Source organism: Pseudoflavonifractor sp. An184 (assembly GCF_002160305.1).
In the GTDB taxonomy this organism is placed as follows: domain Bacteria; phylum Bacillota; class Clostridia; order Oscillospirales; family Oscillospiraceae; genus Lawsonibacter; species Lawsonibacter pullicola.
This window is the reverse complement of the sequence record NZ_NFKI01000015.1, coordinates 1-22,332: the sequence shown is the minus strand read 5'-3', so window position 1 is coordinate 22,332 and position 22,332 is coordinate 1. Positions and strand designations below refer to the sequence as shown.

Sequence of the window (22,332 nt, the reverse complement as noted above, 5' to 3'; positions counted from 1 at the left end):
TTTTTGGTTTCACTTATTTCTGCTCCGGCAGGGCCTTCCGCTCCAGGATGTCCATAAACTCCTGGCCGGTGATGGTCTCGTGCTGGTACAGGTAGCCGGCCAGCTCGTGGAGCTTGCCCTCGTTCTCCTTTAAAATGTTCAGGGCCTTCTGGTGCTGCTCCTCCACCAGCTGGGTGACCTTCTTGTCCATGAGGGCCTGGGTCTCCGGGGAGCAGGCCAGGGAGGCGTCCCCGCCCAGATACTGGTTGCTCACCGTCTCAAAGGCCACAAAGCCGAACTCGTCGCTCATGCCGAAGCGGGAGATCATGGACCGGGCCAGCTTGGTGGCCTGCTCGATGTCGTTGGAGGCCCCCGTGGTGACGGAGTGGAACACCAGCTCCTCGGCGGCCCGGCCGCCGGTGTAGGTGGCGATCTTGTTCAAAAGCTCGTCCTTGCTCATGAGGAAGTGGTCCCCGTCGTCCACCTGGAGGGTGTAGCCCAGAGCGCCGGAGGTGCGGGGGATGATGGTGATCTTCTGCACCGGGGCGGAGTGGGTCTGCATGGCGGCCACCAGGGCGTGGCCCGTCTCGTGGTAGGCCACGATCTTCTTCTCCTCATCGGAGAGGACCCGGCTCTTTTTCTGATAGCCGGCGATGACCACCTCCACGCTCTCCTGCAGATCCTCTTGGGTGGCATACTGCCGCCCCGCCCGCACCGCCCGGAGGGCGGCCTCGTTGACGATGTTGGCCAGCTCCGCGCCGGAGGCCCCGGCCGCCGTCTTGGCGATGGGCTCGAAGTCCACGTCCTCCGCCAGGCGGATCTTCTTGGCGTGGACCTTCAGAATGTCGATACGGCCCTGGAGGTCGGGGAGCTCCACGGGGATGCGCCGGTCAAAGCGGCCCGGACGCAGCAGGGCGGGGTCCAGGGAGTCGGGGCGGTTGGTGGCGGCCAGCACCACCACGCCCTTGGAGCCGTCAAAGCCGTCCATCTCGGTCAAGAGCTGGTTCAGGGTCTGCTCCCGCTCGTCGTTGCCGGAGAACTGGCCGTCCCGCTTCTTGCCGATGGTGTCGATCTCGTCAATGAACACAATGCAGGGGGCCTTCTCGTTGGCCTGCTTGAACAGGTCCCGCACCTTGGCCGCGCCCCGGCCCACGAACATCTCCACGAACTCGGAGCCGGCGATGGAGAAGAAGGGCACGTTGGCCTCGCCAGCCACCGCCTTGGCCAGCAGGGTCTTGCCGGTGCCCGGAGGGCCCACCAGCAGGGCGCCCTTGGGCAGCTTGGCGCCGATGGAGCGGTACTTCTCCGGGTCGTGGAGAAAGTCCACGATCTCCCCCAGCAGCTCCTTGGCCTCGTCCTCCCCGGCCACATCGGCAAAGCGGATGCCGGTGGAGGAGGGCACGTACACTTTGGCCCCGGAATTGCCGCCCATGCCGAACATCATGCCGTCGCCGCCCCCCATGGCGTTCTTCATCCGCTTGTTCAGGAAATAGCCGATGACCAGGAAGGGCAGGAAGGGCAGAATCCAGCTCAGCAGGATATAGAGCAGAGAATTGGTCTGGCCGCCGGTGTCGATGCTGCTCAGCTGGCCGCCGTGCTCGTACACCCGGTTCACCAGGTCCATGTCGCTGGGGATGGGCACCGTCTTGTAGAAATTCTCCTGGGCCTTGTCGGTGAAGATGATCTCGTCCGTATCAATCTGAACCAATCCGATGTTGTCGTCATAGGTCATGGACATGAAGGTGGTGTAGTCCACCTCCTGCACCGGAGTCTCCCACATCATGGGAAACAGCGTGGCATTCAGCAGCATGATGACCAGAACGATGACCACATAATAGAAGATCAGCGGTTTTTTGGAGGGCTGCTTCAACTCTTGCATACATATCAATCCTTTATTTTGAGAGATGGGAATTTGCGGATGCCGTTAACAGGTTAATTGTATTGTACGGGTTTACGGGGAAAAATCTATGGTAGTATGTGAATATTTCGTTGATAATTTGTGAACATCCCCAGAAAACAAAATACCCCGGACGTCCACCCGTCCGGGGTATTTCATGTACTGTATATACTGTACTGTTTACACAGCAGCCCGAGGCAGCCGGTTCTCCGGCACCATAGGGCGGAAGAAGGACACCCGGGGCAGCACCTGGAGCAGGATGGTGCCCAGGACGTAGCACACCGCAGCCTCGCCAATCACGAAGGTGCCGGCATTGAAGCCGCACAGCGCCCAAAAAGCGCCGTTGATCGCGCCGGTCTCCGCCCAGGACCACATGGGGGCCAGAATGACCATGTTTACCAAAATAGGCGGCAGGGCGGCCAGATACCACTTGGGCATCTTGGCAGTCAGAAACGCGGCGATAGCGGTGGCCAGAGTGCCCATGACGATGTCGATGGGGCCGTAGGGGGAGAGCAGGTTGGTGATTAGACAACCTACAATCAGGCCCGGCGCAGTGGCCGGAAACAGGAAGGGCAGAACCGTGAGGGCCTCGGCGAACCGAAACTGAACCACGCCGAAGGTCAGGCCGAAGATGCTTCCGAAGTACCCCATTACGGCGTACAGGGCCGCCACCATGGCGGAGAGAGTGAGATCGCGGGTGGAAAACTTGCGCATTGGGAAAACCTCCATTTTGTTATTTAGAGAACGGCGGAGCCTGAAGAAGCTCCCCGAACGAACACGAAGGTCCGGCAGGACCTTCGTGCTTGGACGAGGTGTGGAGACTCGTCAGGAGGTATCCTATCACAGCGGGGCGCGTTTGTCCAGACCAATTCCGGGCCGCGCCCCCCTCTCAAATTCGCTCAAAGGCGATGCGGGGAGCCCCGTCCTCCAGATGGATGACGCCGCACCGCTGAAAGCCGTGCTTTGCCACCAGGTGGCGCATCACGGCGTTGTTCTCGTGGGTGTCGATGCGCAGGTGGGGGATCACCCCCCAGGCGTAGTCCACCATCTGTCCAAACAGCCCCCGGACCTCCCCGCTGCCGGCCACCCGGTGGAGGGTTCCGTAGGGCGCGCCCGACTTCCAGGTTCCGCCCTCGATCACCTGATAGGTGGGGTCCTCCCCCAGCAGGAAGGCAAAGGCCCCGTGGACGTTCCCCGCCTCCTCCACCACATAGAGGCGGCCCAGCCGGATGTCCTCCCGGAGCAGCTCCTCCGGCGGGAAGGAGTCCCCCCACTGGGTGGCGTTGCCGGTTTTGGCCATAAAGGCCCTGGCGATGGCATAGATCTCACAGACGCGGGAAAAATCAGTTTGCCGTGCCCTCCGAATCATCCCTATCCGCTCCCTTTCCAAATTTTGTCCCGGAATACCGGTCCTCCAGCCCCGGGACCTGTTTCCATAATAGCATGAAACCGCCGCCCCAGCAAGGCGTTCCCACATTGACGGCCAGAGAAAAAGCATGCTACAATAAGGCTGGCGGACCTTTGCGCGGCCGCAGGCCGCACCGCTCGGCTCCGCCGTCCATCCGCAAATTGAGAAAGGAGCTCATATCCTATGAAGCAGGTCATCCACACTGACAGCGCCCCCGCCGCCATCGGCCCCTACTCCCAGGCCATCCAGATCGGCGACCTCCTCTTTGTCTCCGGCCAGGTGCCCATCGACCCCAGCACCGGCGCCATCGTGGAGGGAGACGTCAAGGCCCAGGCCCAGCAGTCCCTGAACAACCTGAAGGCCATCCTCAACGCCGCCGGCACCAACATGGGCGCGGTGGTCAAGACCACTGTGTTCCTGGCGGACATGAACGACTTTGCCGCCATGAACGAGGTGTACGCCCAGTTCTTCCAGGAGCCCTTCCCCGCCCGCTCCGCCGTCCAGGCGGCCCGCCTGCCCAAGGACGCCAAGGTGGAGATCGAGGCCATCGCCCAGCTGTAAAACCGGAAAAACGGCCCATTTCCCCCTTGCATTCCGGATATTTTTGTAGTATAATGTTTTCCGCGTCCGGTGAACCGCCGCCGCAAATCTGATTTTTCGCCCGGCTGTGGGCTTGAAAGGAACGATAACCATGACTCCAAAGCTCGCCCTTACCATTGTACAGGTGCTGTGCGGCCTGATTCTGATTGCGGTGGTCATGCTCCAGTCCGGCAAGAGCGCCGGCCTGTCCGGCGCCATCGCCGGCGGCGTGGACACCTTCCTGTCCAAGAACAAGGCCAAGACCTGGGACTCCAAGCTGGCCAAGCTGACCAAGTGGGTTGCCCTTCTGTTTGTGGTGCTCACTCTGGTACTGAGCCTGATCTAACCACATTGCGTATAAAAAATCCCGGATGCGGTGCATCCGGGATTTTTTTATTGGTTCGGGGTCAGAGCCCGGGCCAGCTCGGGCAGGTCCCTGGCGATCTGCACGCAGGGCCACGGCGCAAAATCCTCTCCCGGGGTGGTGCCATTCAAGACGGCGGCGAAGTCCACCCCCGCCCGCTGGGCGGCTTCCGCGTCCAGCACCGTGTCCCCGCAGTAGAGGAACTCCTCCTTGGAGACCCCCATCCGGTCCAGGGCCTTGAGAATCCCCTCCGGGTGGGGCTTGTGGCGGGTCACGTCGTAGCTGCCGATGACAAACTCCAAAGTATCCTTCAGCCCATAGCGGTCCATGATGTACTCGATGGTCTCCCCCGTCTTGGTGCTGACGATGCCCAGGCGGACGCCCCGGCTGTGGAGTCCCCGGAGCAGCTCCGCCGCCCCGGGAAACAGGGTGGTCTCCTCCCGCTGGCGGGGCTTGGCCACCTCCAGGAAATAGGCCCGGAACTGGGCCTTGTGGTCCGGGTCCCCATCCCCGGTGAGGAGCTCATAGGCGTCCTCCAGCAGGTAGCCGATGGTGCCCCGCACCGTCTCCCGGTCCGGGACGGGCTGCCCCAGCCGGGCAAAGCCGTACTGGAAGCCCGCCACAATGGAGTCGGTGGAGTCTCCCAGGGTGTAGTCAAAATCAAAACAGATGGCGCGGTATGCTTTCATATGGTCTCCTTATTCCTTGGGACGGGCCCGCCGGCCGCTGGCGCTGGAGATGCCCAGCTCGTCCCGGTATTTGGCCACCGTGCGGCGGGAGATGGTGACCCCCTCCCCCTCCAGCAGCTGGCACAGCTTCTGGTCGGACAGGGGGCGGGCCTTGTCCTCCCCCTCCACCAGCTCCCTGAGCCGGCTCTTGATCTGGTGGACGGAGGTCCCCTCCCCGGCGGCCCCCACCTCCCGGGAGAAGAAGAAACTGAGGGGGTAGACTCCCCGGGCGCACTGGAGATACTTTTCCCGGATGGCCCTGCTGACGGTGGACTCGTGGATGGCCAGTTCCTGGGCTACGTCGCTCAGACGCAGGGGGACCAGGTGGCCGCCGGCGGAGCGGAAAAAGGCCTCCTGCCGCCGGACGATGGCCCGGGCGCAGTCCAGCAGGGTGGAGCGCCGCTGCTCCACCGCCTGGATGACGAACTGGGCCTGCTTGATCTTGTCGGTGAGGTACTGCTTCACCTCCGGGTCGGTACTGCGCTGCTGCAGGTCGCAGTAGTAGCCGCTCAGCTGCAGGGTGGGGGCGTAGGCGTTCTGATAGACCACCGTCAGCCCCTCCTCCGCCTCCACCACCGCCAGATCGGGGATCAGGTAGCTGGGCTCCTCCCGCCCGGCAAAGGCGGAGCCGGGGCGCGGGTCCAGGGCCTGGATCTGCCGCTCCGCCTCCCGCACCTCCGCCCGGGAGATCCCCAGGTCCTGGGCGATGGCGTGGTACTGCTTCCGGGCCAGATGCTCCAGGTGCCGCTGGACAATGGCCAGGGCGGGGCCCGTCTCCCCCAGCCGCTGAAGCTGAAGGGCCAGGCACTGGGACAGATCCCTGGCCCCCACCCCCGGCGGGTCCAGGGTCTGAAGCAGGGAGAGCCCCTCCTCCAGAATGGAGGCGGGCAGCCCCGCCGCCTGGGCCAGGTCGGCCACGTCGTCCCGGAGATAGCCGTCCTCATCCAGGCTGGCGGCCAGGAACTGGGCCCCCCGGAGGACGATGGTGGAGGCGTGGCTCCGCTCCAGCTGCCTCGTCAGATGGAGCAGCAGGGTGTCGGCCAGCCCCCCGTCCGTTCCCACCCGGGCCAGGGGGTCCAGCTCATCCCGGTCGGCGGTGACGTACTGCCGGTTCTGGTGGTCCAGATCCGCCAGGGACTGCATACGCCGCCACAGCTCCTCGCTCTCATCCCCCGGGTCGGGCGGCTCGGCCAGCTCGGCGGCCGGGTTCTCCTGGACCAGCTCCTGGATGTATTCATTGAGCTCCAGGGTGCTCATCTGCAAAATCTCCATGGACTGGAGCATCTGGGGACTGAGCTTCAGCGTCTGTTTCAGCGATAACTCCAGGTTCATGGCGGCCCCTCCCATTCGTAAGAATCCTCCAGCCGCACACGGCTGGCGCCGCCGCTTTTTGCACAAAAGCGACAAGAACAGTATAGCATAAAACCGGAGCCAGGGCAACGAAAATGGTCCGTCGGGCGAACGCAGTTTCTATAAATTTAGGATTGACAGACGGCCGGAGGTGTGGTATTCTCTCGTTAGTTAGCTTATGCTAACTATATCGAGGGCGCAACCCGCTTTTTCTTTTCACGTCCGTTAGCCTCAGCTAACTAAGAAGGAGGTCTCCCATGAACCACACTGAGCTGGACCTGGAGCGCACCCTGGCCTACCACGGGGCTCCGGCCATGGCGGGCATCAAGTCCGCCGACCTGATCGCCTGGGGCAGCCCGGAGGCCTGCTCCACTCCCCTCTTCCGTCAGTATCAGCGTCAGCTGGCCCGGCGGGGCATCCAGCTGCGGGTAATCTGGACCGGCTGTCCCCGGTGCCTGCTGCTGGTCTACCGGCCGGACCGGCTGGAGCGGCAGCTGAACGACCCGGCGGTGCGGGCACTGCTCCTGCGGGAGGGCTACCCGGCCCAGGGCGGCCTGGAGGCCATGCTGGAGACCCTCGGCCGCCGTCTGAATCAGGGGGACTTCCCCCACGAGGTGGGCCTCTTTCTGGGCTATCCCCCCGAGGACGTGGAGGGCTTCCGCCTCCACCGGGGGCGGGACTACAAGCTGGCCGGCTGCTGGAAGGTGTACTCCGACGTGGAGCGGGCCCGCCAGTGCTTCCGCCGGTACGGGCTGTGCCGGGCCGCCCTGTGCCGCCGCCTGCGGGAGGGGAAGGCCCTGGCCCAGGTGTTCCGGGTGGCGTAAATTCATATGTGACCGCCGCCGCTGCGGCGCTTACAGATATCAACTTTTTAATCCGATGTCATATGGAGGTTATGCAAGATGAGCAAGATGGCAGTGATCTATTGGAGCATGACTGGCAACACCCAGGCCATGGCCGAGGCCATCGCCGACGGCGCCCGGGAGGCCGGGGCCCAGGCGGACCTGTTCTCCGTGGACCAGGTCACCGTGGACCAGGCCCTGGAGTACGACAAGCTGGCCCTGGGCTGCCCCGCCATGGGGGCCGAGGTGCTGGAGGAGGCCGAGTTCGAGCCCTTCTTCACCGCCCTGGAGGGCCGCCTGGGGGGCAAGCGGGTGGCTCTGTTCGGCTCCTACGGCTGGGGCGACGGCCAGTGGATGCGGGACTGGAAGGCCCGCGCCGACGGAGCCAACGCCGTGGTCTATCAGGACGAGGGCCTGATCCTCAACGAGACCCCCGACGAGGAGGGGCTGGCCCAGTGCCGGGCCTTCGGCGCCGGGTTCGCCCGGGACTGACCTTTTCCGCCTGAATACAAAAGCGATACCGCTGTTTGACACGCCGTTCAAACAGCGGTATCGCTTTATCCCCCCGCGCGGCGGGGCGGCAGCCCCGGATCAGAGCCCTGCTGCCAGGTGACCTGTCCCGAACTGCCGCCCGCGCGCCGTGGGAGGCATATGTTGAGAGCGATTACTCCACGTCCATATCCGGCTTGTTGAACTCGCCGAACAGCTCCTCGTTGGAGGGCATATCCTCAGGCAGAGGACGGGCCACCCAAGTGGTGTTCATGTAGCGCTTCAGGGTGATGTTCTCAGAGACGATGTTGCCGCCCCAGGTGCCGCAGCCCATGGAGGACGTGGGGGGCATGCCGTTGGTGGAGGAACCGGAGTTGCCCCGGTTGTTGGGCTGGCGGACCATGATCCGGGAGACGGGGGCGCACATACCCAGGCGGTTGATGTGGTCGTCGTCCCAGGAGTAGATGCCGCAGGAGTGGCCCTTGCCGCCCACGTTGAAGATGGCCTGCATCATGTCCAGGGCGTTCTGGAACTCGCCCTCGTACTTGAACAGGGTCAGCAGGGTGGTCAGCTTCTCGCTGGAGAAGAAGTGCTCCTTGCCCACGCCCTCCATGCCGCCGCCGGTGACGGCGATGAACTTGCGGTCATCGGGGATGGTGAAGCCGGCGGCCTCGGCCAGCTTCTGGGGGCTGATGGCCACGGTGTTGGGCAGACGGTGGCCGGTCTCGTCCCACATGACGTTCTTCAGCTTCTCGGCCTCCTCCTCGTTGGCCAGATAGGCGCCCTCCTTCCGCTGCTCCTCCGCCGAGGAGTTCAAGCCCGCCATGGAGAAGGCCATGGAGGCCAACCGGGCCGGCCGCCCCTTCCTGGTGGAGGCCCCCATGGAGAACATCGTGGTGCCCACCCCCGGCTGCTGGAACATCAACGACATCTACACCCCCAACGAGCTGGTCAAGGAGGGCAAGCTGGTCAAGAAGGAGAACGGCCAGTATGTGGCCCCCAGCCACTCCAAGTCCCACAACGCCAAGTAATCCAAACTCTGCTGCCAAAGCGGCGAACCCCGGACTGCGGGTTCGCCGCTTTTTTGCCGCTTCTCTCCCGCCGGCTCCGTCCTCCGGACCGGCGGCAGGGCCCTCCGCCCCAGTTTTTTCCGGCGGCGGCCCCCATCCGCCAAACTTTTTTCCCTGAAAACCGTCTATTCTTATGGTACCATATTTACAGATGAGGTGATGTTATGAAGCGGCTGTTTGCCCTGCTGCTGTGCGGCGCCCTGATGGTCCCGCCGGGGCTGGCGGCTCCCGCGGCGGACTGGCCCCAGTGGGCGGAGGAGGCGCTGTCCTGGGGCCGGGAGGCCTCCATCAGCCGGGACCTCCTGGCCGTCCCTGGGAAAACTGTCACCCGGGGGATGGCGGCCCAGCTGCTCTACGAGGCGGCGGGGCGTCCCGCCGTCTCCGGGACCTGCCCCTTCTCCGACGTGTCCGGAGAGTATTCCAGCGCGGTGACCTGGGCGGCGGCGGAGGGCTGTCTCTCCGGCGTGGGGGACGGGACCTTTGCGCCGGACCGGCCGGTGACCCGGCAGGAGTTCGCCGCTATCCTCTGGCGGCAGGCCGGCTCGCCGGAGACAGCGGCCCAGGGGCTCTCCCGGTTCCGGGACGCGGGGAGCGTGGCCGAGTGGGCCCGGGAGCCGGTGCTCTGGTGCCTCCAGGCGGGGGTGATGTCGGGGCGCGTGGCGGACCAGCTGGCCCCCGCAGGGACCATCACCACGGCGGAGGCCCTGGTGATGCTGGAGCAGGCCCGCTCCCTGCCCGATGTGAGCCAGCTTCGAACCGATCTGGAGGCCCTCACGGCGGCCCACCGGCCTGTGGGCTCCCAGGGGGAGGCGGACGCTGTGCAATATCTGAAGGGGCGGTTCGAGGAGATGGGCTATCAAGTCACCCTCCAGCCCTATACCGACAGCCAGGGCCGCTCCGGGCACAATGTGGTCGCCGTGAAGGAGGCCGCCTCCCCCGACGCGGATATTCTGATCCTGTCCGCCCACCACGACAGCGTGCCCACCGCCTACGGGGCCAACGACAACGCCTCCGGTGTGGCCGCCCTGCTGTATGCGGCCCAGGCCCTGAAGGATGTGCCCACCGACACCCAGGTGCGCTTTGTCAGCTTCACCGACGAGGAGAACGGCAAAAACGGCTCCCGGGCCTACACCGCCTCCCTGTCGGAGGAGGAGAAGGACCGGATGATCGGCGACATCCAGTTTGACATGCTGGGCGGCCTGGGCTCGGACGGCACCCTGGTGTGTACCATGGACGGGGAGGCCAACTGGGTCAGCGGCCTGCTCCAGGAGAAGGACCCGTCCCTGGCGCGGGGGGCGGAGACGGCCAGCGACCACGCCTCTTTCCAGCTGGCCGGAGTCCCCTCCGTCCTGCTGATGCAGAACGGGGAGGGCTATCTGTACCACTCGGCGGCGGACACGGCGGACCAGCTGGACCTGTACGCCATCGCCTCCGCGGCGGAGACGGCGGTGGAGGCGGCGGAGGAGGTCTGCTCCCCGGATACCGCCTCCTACCGGGAACTGGCCCGGGCGCAGGGGGAGGGGTACACCTACCGCCAGACCCGGCAGAACGTCATCTATTTCAGCAGCTCCCGCGCGGACACCGAGGCCTACATCGGCGCGGCCGGGGAGCCGGCGGACAGCTGGGAGGTCTCCGGAGACGGCTGGACCGACGCCTATGAGACCTACCGCTACTCCATGCGCTGGTTTGACGGGGAGACCCCCATGAACACCTACTACCAGTACCGCAACGGCTTTTTGGAGCGCATTGCCATCCGCCCGGAGGAGACCGGCTATCCCCCGGAGGAGGTGCGGGGGCTGATTGAGGCCATGTACGGCGCGCCGGAGCGGGAGGAGGGGGGCCAGGCCAGCTGGGCCGACCCGGCATACAGCAAGTACATCACCCTCTCCTCTGACGAGGAGGGATGTCTGGTCTCCGTGGGCAATTACAGCCTGGGCATCACCAACGTGCTCGCCTCCTACCCGGTGAGCGGCGGCCAGGCCGGCATCTCCGACCCGGAGGACCGGGCGGTGTGGGACTTCCTGTGCTCCATCCTCCCCCTGGAGGCCCGGCAGAAGATCGCGGAGTTCAACCTGTTCACCGACGGCGCCAGCAATATCCTGGCCTACACCTCCCCGGTCAAGGAGGGGGACGTCACCGACAACACCCGCTTCTCCATCAGCATCGACTACTACGACGTGTACGACGAGAACGGGGAAAAGCGGGACTGGAGCAAGCTGACCTACACCATTCTCCACGAGTACGGCCACGTCCTGCTGGAGGACGAGACCCAGATTGACCTGAGCAGGGGCGCCGGCACCCACGACCCGGCCGCCTTTGTGGAGGGCTCCTTCCGGAAGAACTTTTATGATGCCTTCTGGAGCGGGCTGGGGGACACCGGCGTGGGGGACTACGAGGCCAACCCCACCCGCTATGTGAGCCGGTACGGGGCCAACTACTTCCACGAGGACATCGCCGACACCTTCGCCGTCTTTGTGCTGGGCGATGTTCCCCAGGGGGACACGGTGGCCGAGGAGAAGCTGCGCTTCTTCTGGGCCGACCCGAATATGACGGCCCTGCGCTCCGCCATCCGGCAGGATTTGGGGCTGGACTGGCCGGAGGAGGCCCCCTCCGCCGGCCCGGCTCCGGAGCAGCCGGAGACCGGGGCTCCTGCGGTGGCCAGCCTGGAGGAGCTCCGGGAGGAACTGACCCGGGCCATCGCGGCGGCGGAGCAGCCCCCTGCCTTTGACGTGTCCGTGCTGGGCGGACAGGAGGAGCTTCCACTGGCGGTAAAAAATCTCTACTACGGCATTTTGTCCGGCAACCGGACTTACAGCTACGCCTACGATTTAAACGCGGAGTTGGGGGCGGACGGCCTGCTCCGCTGCACCATCTCCTATATGCCCTACCGCACCGGGGACTATCCGAAGGGCTTCCAGGGGACGGAGGTGGGCTCCCTGGCCGGCCTGGTGCAGGCGGCGCGGGATGGATTGGCGCAGGAGAGCATTCCCATCCGCATCACCGATCCTGAGTTGCTAGTAGACCACATGAACAAGGCGCTCCAGCAGGTGGGTGGGAGCTACCTCCTCTGCCAGCTCAGCCGGGACGGGACGGCCGTCACGGTGACGCCCCAGGGCGGGCTGACCCGCCAGCAGGCCCTGGCGCGGCTGGCGGAGCTGGACGCCCTGGCGGAGCAGATTTATGGGGAGACAGTCACCCCTGAGATGAGCCAGCGGGAGCAGGCGCAGGCACTGTATACCTACCTGACCGAGCAGGTGCGCTATGACTTCCGCTACTACGGCGCGCCCGGCGAGATGCCCTACGACTCCACCACCGCCTACGGGGCCCTCCACGACGGTCTGGCCATCTGCGGGGGCTATGCCCAGGCGTTCCAGCTGCTGCTGGAACAGGCGGGCATCCCCTGTGTCACCGTCAGCGGGAAGCTGGGGGCGGAAAACCACATGTGGGACCTGGCCCAAATCGACGGACAGTGGCTCTACTTCGACCCCACCAGCGACCGGGGCCGGGCCGCCTACGGCTTCCAGTGCTTCGGCGTGGAGGCCGGGAGCCTGGAGGGGCACGCCTGGGACCAGACCTGGGCCGCCGCTCTGGCCGAGGGTCTGTTTCCCTCCCCGGAGCAGACTCAGCCGCCCATGTGAAAATGGACAAATCTTTCCGAGAGACCGGGGCGGAATCGGGGCGAAAATGAGCTTGACAAATGGGCGGCGGCCCACTATAATCTTGCCCGCAAATCCTGTTTGAAGAATCGGATGCGGCGGCCGCCGCCCATTTTTCTCCCAAAACTACTGCCCCAGGAGTACCGCCTTGCCATGAAAACCCGTTCTGCCGACAGTCTTTTTGATACAGAGAGCATTTGGGCCATCCTGCTGCGGATCGCGCCCCCTGTCATGCTGGCCCAGCTGATCCAGGCCATGTACAACATTGTGGACAGCTACTTTGTGGGCCAGTACTCCAACGACGGCCTGACCGCCCTGTCCATCATCTACCCGGTGCAGCTCATCGTCACCGCCATCGCGGTGGGGACCGGCGTGGGCGTCAACACCCTGATGTCCCATCTGGACGGGCGGGGAAAGCACCATACGGCGGACCGCACCGCCGGAATGGGCACCGTGCTGGCCCTGTTCAGCTGGGCGGTGTTCGCCCTGCTCAGCGCCCTTCTGATGCGGCCCTTCGCCCTCTCCTCCACCGATACCCCCGCTGTGGCGGAGTACACCGTCACCTACGGCATGATCGTCTGCGTGGGCAGCCTCGGCGTATTTCTGGAGAGCAACTGGAGCAAGGTGCACCAGGCCCGGGGCAACATGCGCCTGCCCATGGCGGCCCAGATCGCCGGCGCCCTCACCAACATTGTGCTGGACCCCCTTCTGATCTTCGGGCTGGGGCCCATCCCGGAGCTGGGGGTGGCCGGGGCGGCCTACGCCACCGTGGCCGGTCAGGTGCTGGCGGCGGTGATCGTCTCCTCCGGATTCCGCAGGCCCCCGGCCCCCAGGCTGTTTCTGGCCTACGCGGCCCGGATCTATCAGCTGGGCTACCCCTCCATCTTCATGCAGATGCTCTTTACCGTGTACATCATGGCTCTGAATCTGATCCTGGCGGGCTTCTCCGACGCGGCCGTCACCGTCCTGGGTCTGTACTACAAGGTCCAGTCCTTCTTCTTCATCCCCCTCAACGGCCTTCAGACCTGCATCGTCCCCCTGCTGAGCTACACCTACGCCAAGGGGACCTACTCCCGCTGCCAGCGGGTGGTAAAGGACTCCATTGTACTGGCCATGGTGTTTATGCTGGTGGGGATCGCCTGCTTTGAACTGATCCCGGCACAGCTTCTGGGGCTGTTCACCTCAGAGCCGGAGGTCTTTGCCATCGGGACCCACGCCTTCCACATCATCGGCCTGAGCTTTCTGCCCGCGGTGCTCTCCCTGATCTTCCCGGTGTTCTTCCAGGCCATCGGGGCGGCGCTGCCCAGCATCCTCCTCTCTCTGACCCGGCAGATCTTCTGCCTGATCCCCGTATTCTGGTTCTTCTCCCGCATCGACCTGTCCTATGCCTGGTTTGCCTTCCCCATTGCGGAGGTCATAACCGGCACCCTCGGCTTGATTTTCTACGCCCGGCGCGTCCACATCTGGGGACGGCTGGAGCAGGCCGCGCAGACCGCCCGGCGCAAAGGAGCAGTTGTTATGAAAATGATCACGGCAATTATCAACAAGCGGGACAGCGGCGAGGTGTGCGCCGCCCTCACCGAGGCGGGCTACTACTTCACCCGCATGTCCTCCACGGGCGGCTTCCTCACCGGCGGAAACACCACCCTGCTCATCGGCACCCCGGAGGAGCGGGTGCCCCAGGCCATCTCCATCATCCGGGAGCACTGCTCCCGCCGGACGGAGAAGATCTCCTCCAATGTGCAGCTGGCCACGCCGTCCGCCCCCTACCCCACTGAGGTCACGGTGGGCGGGGCCACCCTGTTCGTATCCGACGTGACCCAGTTTGAAAAGATCTAGTCCCCCATCCCCCCGCGTCCCCGGCGGGAACCGCCGCCCGCAAATGTGAAACGGCCTCTGGAATCGCCGATTCCAGAGGCCGTTTCGCGCGCCCGCCCCTTTGCGGAGAGGCCCGCACTTCCCGGCCCCCTTGGGCCGGCGCTGTCTGACGTTCGCCGCTTGTCCGCGCCGCTCTTCGAGAGGGGAGGTGCGCGCGCCGTCATGCGCCGCCCGCCAGGCAGGCCAAAGTTTCCGGCATAAAAAAATCCCGCCCCGCTTGCGCGGGACGGGATTTTGTAAACAGGGGATCTGAATTAGTGGAACATATCCACAAACAGATTGATGTTGAAGGTGATGAGCACCGCATTGAAGAAGTCGATGAACATACCGCCAACCATGGGGATGGCGAAGTAGGCGACCGGAGCGGGGCCATACTTCTTGGTGACCACCTGCATGTTGGCCATGGCGTTGGAAGTCGCGCCCATGGCGAAGCCGATGAAGCCGGCGGACATGACGGCGGCCTCGTAGTCGCGGCCCATGACGTTGAACACCACGAAGTAGGAGAAGATGACCATGACCACGCACTGCAGCAGCAGGCAGATAATCATGGGCAGAGCCAGGTCGACCAGCTCCCACAGCTTCAGGCTGGACAGAGCCAGGGCCAGGAAGATGGACAGGAACATGGTGCCCATGGTGTCGATCTCCTGGTCGGGATACTCCACCTTCACGGCGATCATCACGTTGCGGATGACCACGGCGGTGAGCATGGCGCCGATGTAGGAGGGGAAGGTCAGACCGGTCAGGTCGGTCAGCCACACGCTGATCTGAGCGCCGATGCCCAGAGCGGCCAGCAGGAGCATGAAGCCCTTGACGAAGCGGGGGCTGGCGGAGGTGAAGGACTCATCCTCGCCGGCCACGTCGGCAGCCAGAGTCTCAGCACTCTTGGCCGCAGCCGCATGGCCCTCAGTGGAGCGCAGGTTGTGCTTGACGATCAGGCTGCGGGCCACCGGGCCGCCCATCAGGGAGCCGGAGACCAGGCCGAAGGTGGCGGCCGCCAGAGCGGCCACGTCGGCGCCGGCAGGGGCGCCGGCCTTTACCAGCTCAGGACCATAGGCCGCGGCAGTGGCGGGGCCGCCGATCAGAGCGGTGGAGCCGATGCCGATGCCGATGAGGGGATCCTGGCCGAAGGCCAGCATGATGCCGCCGCCCAGAGCATTCTGGATGGGGATCATAATAATGGACAGAATCAGGACCAGAACCACGGACTTGCCGCCGCGGAGCAGAGCGGGGATGCTGACGGTGAAGCCGACGGTGGTGAAGAACAGGTTCTGGAACACCGTCTGCAGAGTGCCGTCAAAGGTGATGCTGGCCACGCCGCTGACGGTCAGGATGCAGTTGATGATCGAGAACAGCAGGCCGCCCACCAGGGGAGCGGGGATACAATAGCGGTTCAGGACGCTCACCTTATCGGTGATGACGCCGCCGATCCAGAACAGAACAGCACCAAGCGCTACGGCATGGTACATATTAAGGCTAATTTCCATCATAGTGATATCTACCTTCTTCCCATATCCTTGCTAAATTGTTAGATCCGATACACAAAATTGCATAGGAATTGGCTCGAGCTTACGTCGACTTTACCACAAATTTCACAGAAGTGGAAGGGCTTGCGTGTTAAGATTTTCTCCAAAACCGTTAAGAAATCGTTAAGATTACAGATTCCTTCAAAAAGTTACAGGAAGTTACGGGAATATCCAAAGGAAATTTCAGCGTTTTTGTGGAAACCTGCCGGACGCCGCGGTGAAAAAGGCGGCCGGAAAACCAAATTTTTGTTGGTTTTCCGGCCGGGTGTTAAGAAAGTATGAAGAAATTGTGTCCGCCTCAGCCCCGGTTCTGGGCCTCCACCAGACGCACGCCGCAGTACTTCTCCCGCAGCTTGGGCTTCTCGATTTTTCCGGTGGGGTTCCGGGGGACGGGGGCGAAGATGATCCGGCGGGGCCGCTTGTACCGGGGCAGATCGGTGCAGAACTGGTTGATCTCGCTCTCGGTGCAGGTCATGCCCTCCTTCACCTGGATGATGGCGGCGGCGATCTCCCCCAGCCGCGGGTCGGGCAGGCCGATGACGGCCACGTCGTGGACCTTGGGGTAGGCGGAGAGGAAGTCCTCGATCTGGACGGGGTACAGGTTCTCGCCGCCGGAGATGATCACGTCCTTCTTCCGGTCCACCAGGAAGTAGAAGCCGTCCTCGTCCTGCTTGGCCATGTCCCCGGTGTGGAGCCAGCCGTCCTTGAGCACCTCAGCGGTGGCCTCCGGGTCGTGGTAGTAGCAGGTCATGACGCCGGGGCCCTGGACGCACAGCTCGCCCACCTCCCCGAACTCCACGGGGACGTCGTTCTCGTCCACGATCTTCACCTTCCAGCCGTAGCCGGGCACGCCGATGGCCCCCACCTTGTGGATGTGGTCCATCCCCAGATGGACGCACCCCGGGCCGGTGGACTCGGAGAGCCCGTAGTTGGTGTCGTACTTGTGGTGGGGGAAATACTTCATCCAGTGGCGGATGAGGGAGGGGGGCACCGGCTGGGCGCCGATGTGCATCAGCCGCCACTGGGACAGCTGGTAGTTCTCGATCTTCAGGTCCCCACGGTCCAGGGCGGCCAGGATGTCCTGGCACCAGGGCACCAGCAGCCATACAATGGTGCACTTCTCCCCGGACACCGCGTCAAAGATGGCCTGGGGGGAGTTGCCCTTCAGCAGCACCGCCCGGCTTCCGGTGAACAGAGAGCCGAACCAGTGCATCTTGGCCCCCGTGTGGTACAGGGGCGGGATGCACAGGAACACGTCCTCGTGCTTGGTCTCGTGGTGGATGGCCTCCATCCGGGCGGACTGGAGCAGGCACTGGTGCCGCAGCAGAATGGCCTTGGGGAAGCCGGTGGTGCCGGAGGAATAGTAGATGGCCGCGTCGTCCTCGTCGTCCACCAGCACCTTGGGGGCGGCGGAGGAGCAGTTGGCGGTGGCCCGGTGGTAGTCCTCGGCGAAGGAGGGGCAGGTGTCCCCCACGAAGAACAGCAGCATCTGGCTGGAGATCTTGGGGACGATGTCCTCCACCCGGCCGATGAACTCGGAACCGAAAAACAGCACGTCCACGTCCGCCTTTTTCAGGCAGTAGTCGATCTCCTGGGCGGTATATCGGAAGTTCAGGGGGACGGCCACCGCCCCCGCCTTCAAAATTCCAAAGTAGATGGGCAGCCACTCCAGGCAGTTCATCAGCAGAATGGCCACCTTCTGGCCCTTCTGAATCCCCCGGCCCAGCAGCAGGTTGGCCACCCGGTTGGCCTTCTCGTCAAAGACGGACCAGGTGATCTCCCGGCGGTAGGGGGCGGTGGAGGTGGGCTGAATGAGGGCGTACTCCTTCCAGGTGACCCGCTGGGTCTCCTGAACCTCGGGGTTGATCTCCACCAGGGCGATCTCGTCCCCGTAGAGCTTGCTGTTGCGCTCCAGCAAATCGGTGATAGGCATCTTATGTCGGTCCTTTCCCAAGGGGGGCGGGCCCCCCGTTACTGATACTTCAATGGTTTCAACCTTTAAATCGTTAAAGTATCATAACCCATTTTTCGCCCTTTGTCAAGAGGTTCCTGCCCCTCCGGGACAAAAATAGGGCAGACCGCCCGGTTCAGCTCAGAAGCAGGTCCAGGTCCGCTACATCCAGCCCCGGCTGGAGGGCCAAACTGATGCCGTAGCCGATGCGCCCAACGCCCTAACAAAGTGCGCTGGGCAGCCTGTCAAAAAACGGTTGGCCAACAGGTTCGGAGGGAAAGATAGTGTGAAAGAAAACCGTCAGGGTTGTCTTTCACGTGCAATCAAACCACTTTTCAGAACGTTTTAACGTTCTGAAAAGTGCGGTCAGCTTGTCGAAAAAGTCTTTTTCGACAAGCTGGGCGTTGGGGACCCGTTGGGATTGAAATGCTCGGCGGAAGTAAATTCCGCCTCCGCCAAGGTTTGCCTGCGGCAAACGCTTGACGCGCTTCGCGCGCGGGGGCTGCGCCCCCGCAAAGTCATCGGCTCGGTTCAGCTCAGAAGCAGGTCCAGGTCCGCAACATCCAGCCCCGGCTGGAGAGCTAAGCTGATGCCATAGCCGATGCGCCCAACGCCCTCCGGGAGGGCGTTGGGGACCCGTTGGGATTGAAATGCTCGGCGGAAGTAAATTCCGCCTCCGCCAAGGTTTGCCTGCGGCAAACGCTTGACGCGCTTCGCGCGTGGGGGCTGCGCCCCCGCAAAGTCATCGGCCCGGTTCAGCTCAGAAGCAGGTCCAGGTCCGCTACATCCAGCCCCGGCTGGAGAGCTAAGCTGATGCCATAGCCGATGACTTTGGCCAGATCGTCCACCTGGCTGTCGATGTCCTTGGGGGTGACCAGCAGGTCCCGCCCCTCCCCCAGAGGGGGCAGCTCCTCCTGCCCCAGCAGGTCGGCGGCCAGGGTGGACGCGTCCACCACCGTGGGCACTCCCACCGCCAGTACCGGCACCCCCAGGGAGGCCCGGTCCAGGGCCCACCGGTGGTTGCCCACCCCGGAGCCGGGGGCGATCCCCGTGTCGGACAGCTGCACCGTCCGGCACAGCCGCTTCAAGGACCGGGAGGCCAGGGCGTCCACCGCCACCACGCAGGCGGGCTTCAGCCTCCGGCACACCGCCTGGGCCAGCTCCCCGCTCTCCATCCCCGTGGCGCCCAGCACCCCGGCGGACAGGGAGGCCACCGGCCGGAAGGCCCCGAAGTGCTCTGGGATCTGCTCCACCAGGTGGCGGGTCACCAGGGTGTGCTCGTGGACCTTGGGCCCGATGGCGTCGGGGGTGATGGCCCGGTTGCCCAGCCCCACCACCAGCGCCAGCCCCCGGTCGGGCACCCCGTCCATGAGCCGGGCCAGCTCTCCCCCCACCGCCCGTGCCGCCCGGGGAAAGGCGCCCTCCTCCCGCCGGGCCAGGCCGTCCATGGTGAGGGTCACATACCGCCCCGCCGGCTTGCCCAGGGCCTTCTCCCCCCGCTCGTCCAAAATCTCCACTGTCTCCGTCAAAAACCCCTCCCGGGTCTCCGTGAAGGCCGCCACCCCCTCCAGCCTGGCGGTCTGCCGGGCGCTCTCCTCCCACAGCTCCTTGGCCTCCAGGGCCAGATCAGTCCTCCGCTGGCGCATATGGGTCCCCTCCTTATATAATTTGTGCGCCCCTCCTCCGCCGGGCCCCGTCCGAATCCCCGGCCGCTCCCCGTGAGGCGGGCGTCTGCTCCCCTTAGTCTGTCCGCCGCCCGGCGGATTTTTGCACAGGAGAACAGGAAAAACCTTTTTCGAATTTTCTGAAAAAAACAGTTGCTTTTTCCAGGCCTCAATGTTATAATACATATCCGCACAGAGTTTCGATGCTCAAATCATACTTTATTTTAAAATCGGAGGAGGTGTTTGGTTTGCCGAATATCAAGTCTGCCAAGAAGCGTGTCCTGGTATCCCAGACCAAGGCCATGCAGAACAAGGCCGCGAAGTCCGCGCTGAAGACCGAGATCAAGAAGTTTGAGGCCGCGGTGGCGGAAGGCAACCGCAGCGAGGCCGATGTCGCTTACAAGGTGGCGGTCAAGGCGGTGGACAAGGCTGCCGCGAAGGGCCTGCTGCACAAGAACAATGCCGCCCACAAGAAGAGCAGCATGACCATCAAGCTGAGCAAGCTGGCCTGAGTTTCTGTTTGTAGGCAAGGTACAAGCCGTCTGCGTTGCAGGCGGCTTTTTGCTTTTCTCCCAAAACCGCCCGAATTTTCTCCCCTTCCCTGCTATCCTTGATCCTGGTCCCACCATCCGGAGAGGAGGTCCCCGCCATGCGCGGAGCGTTTTTCCAGCTGCCCCCGGTGCTCTTTGTCCGGGATATGGTCCAGACCTACGGCCGTCTGGGGGTGTCCCGGGCCGCCGCCTCCCTGGCCTATTTTTTGATTTTGACCCTCTTTCCCCTGCTTGTGTGCGTCAACTTCTTCATCGGCCTGCTGGAGCTGGACCCGGAGGCGGTGTTCTCCGCCCTGGACTCCCTTCTGCCCCGGGAGAGTCTGTCCATCATTCTGGACTACCTGACCTATGTCTCGGGCGTCCCCCAGAGCCAGTCCACCCCCCTGCTCCTGGCCAGTCTGTTCACCATCCTGCTCTCCGCCTCGGCGGGGCTGCGCACCCTGCTGAAAACCATGGACGAGCTCTATCAGGTCCGCCATGTCAGCAGCCTGCGCCGGGTTGTTGTCAGCGTGGCGCTCTCCATCCTCTTCCTGCTGACCATCTACCTGTCCATCGTGGTCATCTTCACCGGGGATTGGTTTTTCCAGCTGCTGGAGGCCCGCCTGCCCTCTCCCCTGGCCGAGCTGATCCCCCTGCGGCTGCTGTCACAGCTGTGGGGCTGGCTGCGCTACCTGCTGCTGTTCTTCTGCGTGCTGCTGCTGGTGCTGGCGGTGTACCGCATGGGCACGCCGCCCCCTCTCCGCCGGGAGAAAAAGGTCCTGCGCCTCACCGCCCTCCTCTCCGCCGGGGCCCTGGTGGCCTGCTCGGTGCTGTTCTCCTGGTTCATCGGCATGTCCTCCCGGTACTCCCTGGTGTACGGCTCCCTGGCCTCCCTGATCATCCTGCTGGTGTGGCTCTACTTCTGCGGAAACATCCTCCTGGTGGGAGCGGTGGCCGGCCGGGTGTGGTTCCATCGGCGGGATGGGACCTGATCCGCCTCCGGAGCCGCAATTTTTTGGAAAAACAAGAAAATCCCCTTGACATTTCCCTAAAATCTTATATAATAGTTAAGCCTGTTTCCAGATACAAACGGGCACATCCCTTGCTCCCGGCCATTCCGGGGGCCATAAGACCATAAGGAGGTGCAATGACAATGGCAAAGATCAATGCAAACTACGAGGCGCTGTATATCCTGGACCCCTCTCTGAGCGAGGAGCAGATTGCCGCCCTGGTGGCCCGGTTCCAGTCCGTGGTGGAAGCCAACGGCACTGTCTCCGAGGTGAACGAGTGGGGCAAGCGCCGTCTGGCCTACCCCATCAACGACCTGATGGAGGGCTACTATGTGCTGATGACCTTCAACGCCGCCGCGGCCGTCCCCGCTGAGCTGGACCGTATCTTCCGGATCACCGACGGCGTGATGCGTTCCCTGATCGTCTGCAAGGACCAGTAAGGAGAGGGCACAGCTATGCTCAACAAGATTTTCCTGATGGGCCGTCTGGCCCGTGACCCGGAGCTCCGCCGGACCCAGACCGGGACCCCTGTGGCCTCGTTCCGTCTGGCTGTGGACCGGGACTTCAAGGATCGCAACACCGGCGAGCGGGCCACCGACTGGATCGACGTGGTGGCCTGGCGCCAGACCGCCGAGTTTGTCAGCCGCTATTTCACCAAGGGCCGCATGGCCGTGGTGGAGGGCCGGCTGCAAATCCGCGACTGGACCGACAAAGACGGCAACAAGCGCACCACCGCCGAGGTGGTGGCCGACCAGGTCTACTTTGGCGACTCCAAGCGGGACGGCGACGGCGGAGGCTATGGCAATTCCGGCTATTCCTCCGGCGGCTACTCGGGCGGAGGATATGCTTCCTCCGGCGGTTATTCCGCCCCGGCCGCGCCCGCGGCACCCTCCGGCTTTGGCGCCCCTGCGGGCGGCGACCAGTTTGCCGAGCTCTCTGACGACGACGGCGAGCTGCCGTTTTAACTTTGACCGTATCTGGTCGTAAAAGGAGGTTTCTCTCATGGCTATGGAACGTGATAACCGCGCCCCCCGCGGCCGCAAGCGCCGCAAGGTCTGCGCCTTCTGCGTGGACAAGGTGGAGTGCATCGACTACAAGGACGCCGCCAAGCTGCGCCGCTACACCTCTGAGCGGGGCAAGATCCTGCCCCGGCGCACCACCGGCACCTGCGCCATGCATCAGCGTCAGCTGACCGAGGCCATCAAGCGCGCCCGCCAGGTCGCCCTGCTGCCCTACGTCACCGACTGATCTGCGCCGCAGATTTTTTTATCTGACTGCAACGGGAGTCCGCTGAGCGGACTCCCGTTCAGCTTGTCGAAAAACTTCTGTTCAGACGAGTCCGCCCGAGTGTTGGCGGGGGAGCTCGAGGGGGCGGCAGCCCGCCTCGAGTGGGATCGAATGCCCTGAATGCCTT

21 protein-coding genes are annotated in these 22,332 nt (G+C 64.0%); 12 read left to right on the top strand and 9 right to left on the bottom strand.

Annotated features, from left to right (window positions below; translation table 11 throughout):
• Positions 1–13: 13 nt before the first annotated feature.
• The 3 genes from ftsH to B5F19_RS06990 form a co-directional block, all read right to left on the bottom strand.
• Complete coding sequence (ftsH, locus tag B5F19_RS07000; protein ID WP_087289323.1) at positions 14–1,858, bottom strand: ATP-dependent zinc metalloprotease FtsH; 1,845 nt, start codon at positions 1,856–1,858, stop codon at positions 14–16.
• Between the two features lie 198 nt (positions 1,859–2,056).
• Positions 2,057–2,590: a QueT transporter family protein gene (locus B5F19_RS06995; protein ID WP_087289321.1), complete on the bottom strand. Its 534-nt coding sequence runs from the start codon at positions 2,588–2,590 to the stop codon at positions 2,057–2,059.
• 175 nt (positions 2,591–2,765) lie between these two features.
• Positions 2,766–3,245, bottom strand: coding sequence for an N-acetyltransferase (locus B5F19_RS06990; RefSeq protein WP_087289319.1), 480 nt, complete (start codon positions 3,243–3,245; stop codon positions 2,766–2,768).
• Positions 3,246–3,467: 222 nt separating this feature from the next.
• Here B5F19_RS06990 and B5F19_RS06985 point away from each other — a divergent pair, with 222 nt between their 5' ends.
• Both B5F19_RS06985 and secG read left to right on the top strand, forming a co-directional pair.
• Positions 3,468–3,845, top strand: a complete 378-nt coding sequence (locus B5F19_RS06985) for a RidA family protein (RefSeq protein ID WP_087289317.1) — start codon at positions 3,468–3,470, stop codon at positions 3,843–3,845.
• Positions 3,846–3,975: 130 nt separating this feature from the next.
• Positions 3,976–4,209 carry a preprotein translocase subunit SecG gene (gene secG, locus B5F19_RS06980; protein ID WP_087289314.1) on the top strand — a complete coding sequence of 78 codons (234 nt, stop codon included), beginning with the start codon at positions 3,976–3,978 and terminating at the stop codon, positions 4,207–4,209.
• A gap of 47 nt (positions 4,210–4,256) precedes the next feature.
• On the opposite strand, the gene B5F19_RS06975 is transcribed toward secG, so the two are convergent.
• Both B5F19_RS06975 and rpoN read right to left on the bottom strand, forming a co-directional pair.
• On the bottom strand, positions 4,257–4,916 hold the full coding sequence (locus B5F19_RS06975) for an HAD family hydrolase (RefSeq protein WP_087289312.1): 660 nt from the start codon (positions 4,914–4,916) through the stop codon (positions 4,257–4,259).
• A gap of 9 nt (positions 4,917–4,925) precedes the next feature.
• Positions 4,926–6,287, bottom strand: coding sequence for an RNA polymerase factor sigma-54 (gene rpoN / locus B5F19_RS06970; RefSeq protein WP_087289397.1), 1,362 nt, complete (start codon positions 6,285–6,287; stop codon positions 4,926–4,928).
• 275 nt (positions 6,288–6,562) lie between these two features.
• On the opposite strand from rpoN, the gene B5F19_RS06965 reads away from it, so the two are divergent.
• Positions 6,563–7,129 carry a DUF3793 family protein gene (locus tag B5F19_RS06965; RefSeq protein WP_087289309.1) on the top strand — a complete coding sequence of 189 codons (567 nt, stop codon included), beginning with the start codon at positions 6,563–6,565 and terminating at the stop codon, positions 7,127–7,129.
• A 78-nt stretch (positions 7,130–7,207) separates the two neighbouring features.
• Positions 7,208–7,639: a flavodoxin gene (locus tag B5F19_RS06960; RefSeq protein ID WP_087289307.1), complete on the top strand. Its 432-nt coding sequence runs from the start codon at positions 7,208–7,210 to the stop codon at positions 7,637–7,639.
• A 172-nt stretch (positions 7,640–7,811) separates the two neighbouring features.
• On the opposite strand, the gene B5F19_RS06955 is transcribed toward B5F19_RS06960, so the two are convergent.
• On the bottom strand, positions 7,812–8,483 hold the full coding sequence (locus B5F19_RS06955) for a hypothetical protein (protein ID WP_242972720.1): 672 nt from the start codon (positions 8,481–8,483) through the stop codon (positions 7,812–7,814).
• Here B5F19_RS06955 and B5F19_RS06950 point away from each other — a divergent pair.
• From B5F19_RS06950 to B5F19_RS06940, 3 genes are all read left to right on the top strand, one after another.
• Positions 8,461–8,667 carry a hypothetical protein gene (locus B5F19_RS06950; protein WP_242972719.1) on the top strand — a complete coding sequence of 69 codons (207 nt, stop codon included), beginning with the start codon at positions 8,461–8,463 and terminating at the stop codon, positions 8,665–8,667. The two genes, B5F19_RS06955 and B5F19_RS06950, sit on opposite strands and share 23 nt — an antisense overlap.
• 203 nt (positions 8,668–8,870) lie before the next feature.
• Positions 8,871–12,344 (top strand): M20/M25/M40 family metallo-hydrolase, encoded by a 3,474-nt coding sequence (locus tag B5F19_RS06945; RefSeq protein WP_087289305.1) that lies wholly within the window; start codon positions 8,871–8,873, stop codon positions 12,342–12,344.
• 171 nt (positions 12,345–12,515) lie between these two features.
• Positions 12,516–14,201 carry a cyclic-di-AMP receptor gene (locus B5F19_RS06940; protein ID WP_087289302.1) on the top strand — a complete coding sequence of 562 codons (1,686 nt, stop codon included), beginning with the start codon at positions 12,516–12,518 and terminating at the stop codon, positions 14,199–14,201.
• A 293-nt stretch (positions 14,202–14,494) separates the two neighbouring features.
• Here B5F19_RS06940 and B5F19_RS06935 read toward each other — a convergent pair whose 3' ends face one another.
• The 3 genes from B5F19_RS06935 to gpr all read right to left on the bottom strand — a co-directional run bounded on the left by B5F19_RS06935 (position 14,495) and on the right by gpr (position 19,360).
• Positions 14,495–15,727: a sodium/glutamate symporter gene (locus tag B5F19_RS06935; protein WP_087289299.1), complete on the bottom strand. Its 1,233-nt coding sequence runs from the start codon at positions 15,725–15,727 to the stop codon at positions 14,495–14,497.
• A 334-nt stretch (positions 15,728–16,061) separates the two neighbouring features.
• On the bottom strand, positions 16,062–17,696 hold the full coding sequence (locus B5F19_RS06930; RefSeq protein WP_087289297.1) for a class I adenylate-forming enzyme family protein: 1,635 nt from the start codon (positions 17,694–17,696) through the stop codon (positions 16,062–16,064).
• 773 nt (positions 17,697–18,469) lie between these two features.
• Positions 18,470–19,360, bottom strand: a complete 891-nt coding sequence (gpr, locus tag B5F19_RS06925; protein ID WP_087289294.1) for a GPR endopeptidase — start codon at positions 19,358–19,360, stop codon at positions 18,470–18,472.
• Positions 19,361–19,626: 266 nt separating this feature from the next.
• On the opposite strand from gpr, the gene rpsT reads away from it, so the two are divergent.
• The 5 genes from rpsT (at position 19,627) to rpsR (ending at position 22,166) form a co-directional block, all read left to right on the top strand.
• Positions 19,627–19,890: a 30S ribosomal protein S20 gene (gene rpsT / locus B5F19_RS06920; RefSeq protein WP_087289292.1), complete on the top strand. Its 264-nt coding sequence runs from the start codon at positions 19,627–19,629 to the stop codon at positions 19,888–19,890.
• 137 nt (positions 19,891–20,027) lie between these two features.
• Positions 20,028–20,900 carry a YhjD/YihY/BrkB family envelope integrity protein gene (locus tag B5F19_RS06915; protein ID WP_087289291.1) on the top strand — a complete coding sequence of 291 codons (873 nt, stop codon included), beginning with the start codon at positions 20,028–20,030 and terminating at the stop codon, positions 20,898–20,900.
• A 161-nt stretch (positions 20,901–21,061) separates the two neighbouring features.
• A complete protein-coding gene (rpsF, locus tag B5F19_RS06910) occupies positions 21,062–21,358 on the top strand; it encodes a 30S ribosomal protein S6 (protein WP_087289289.1) in 297 nt (98 codons plus the stop codon).
• 15 nt (positions 21,359–21,373) lie between these two features.
• Entirely contained in the window at positions 21,374–21,883 is a 510-nt protein-coding gene (locus B5F19_RS06905) for a single-stranded DNA-binding protein (RefSeq protein WP_087289287.1), read from the top strand.
• Between the two features lie 37 nt (positions 21,884–21,920).
• Positions 21,921–22,166, top strand: a complete 246-nt coding sequence (gene rpsR, locus B5F19_RS06900) for a 30S ribosomal protein S18 (RefSeq protein ID WP_087289284.1) — start codon at positions 21,921–21,923, stop codon at positions 22,164–22,166.
• Positions 22,167–22,332: the final 166 nt, after the last annotated feature.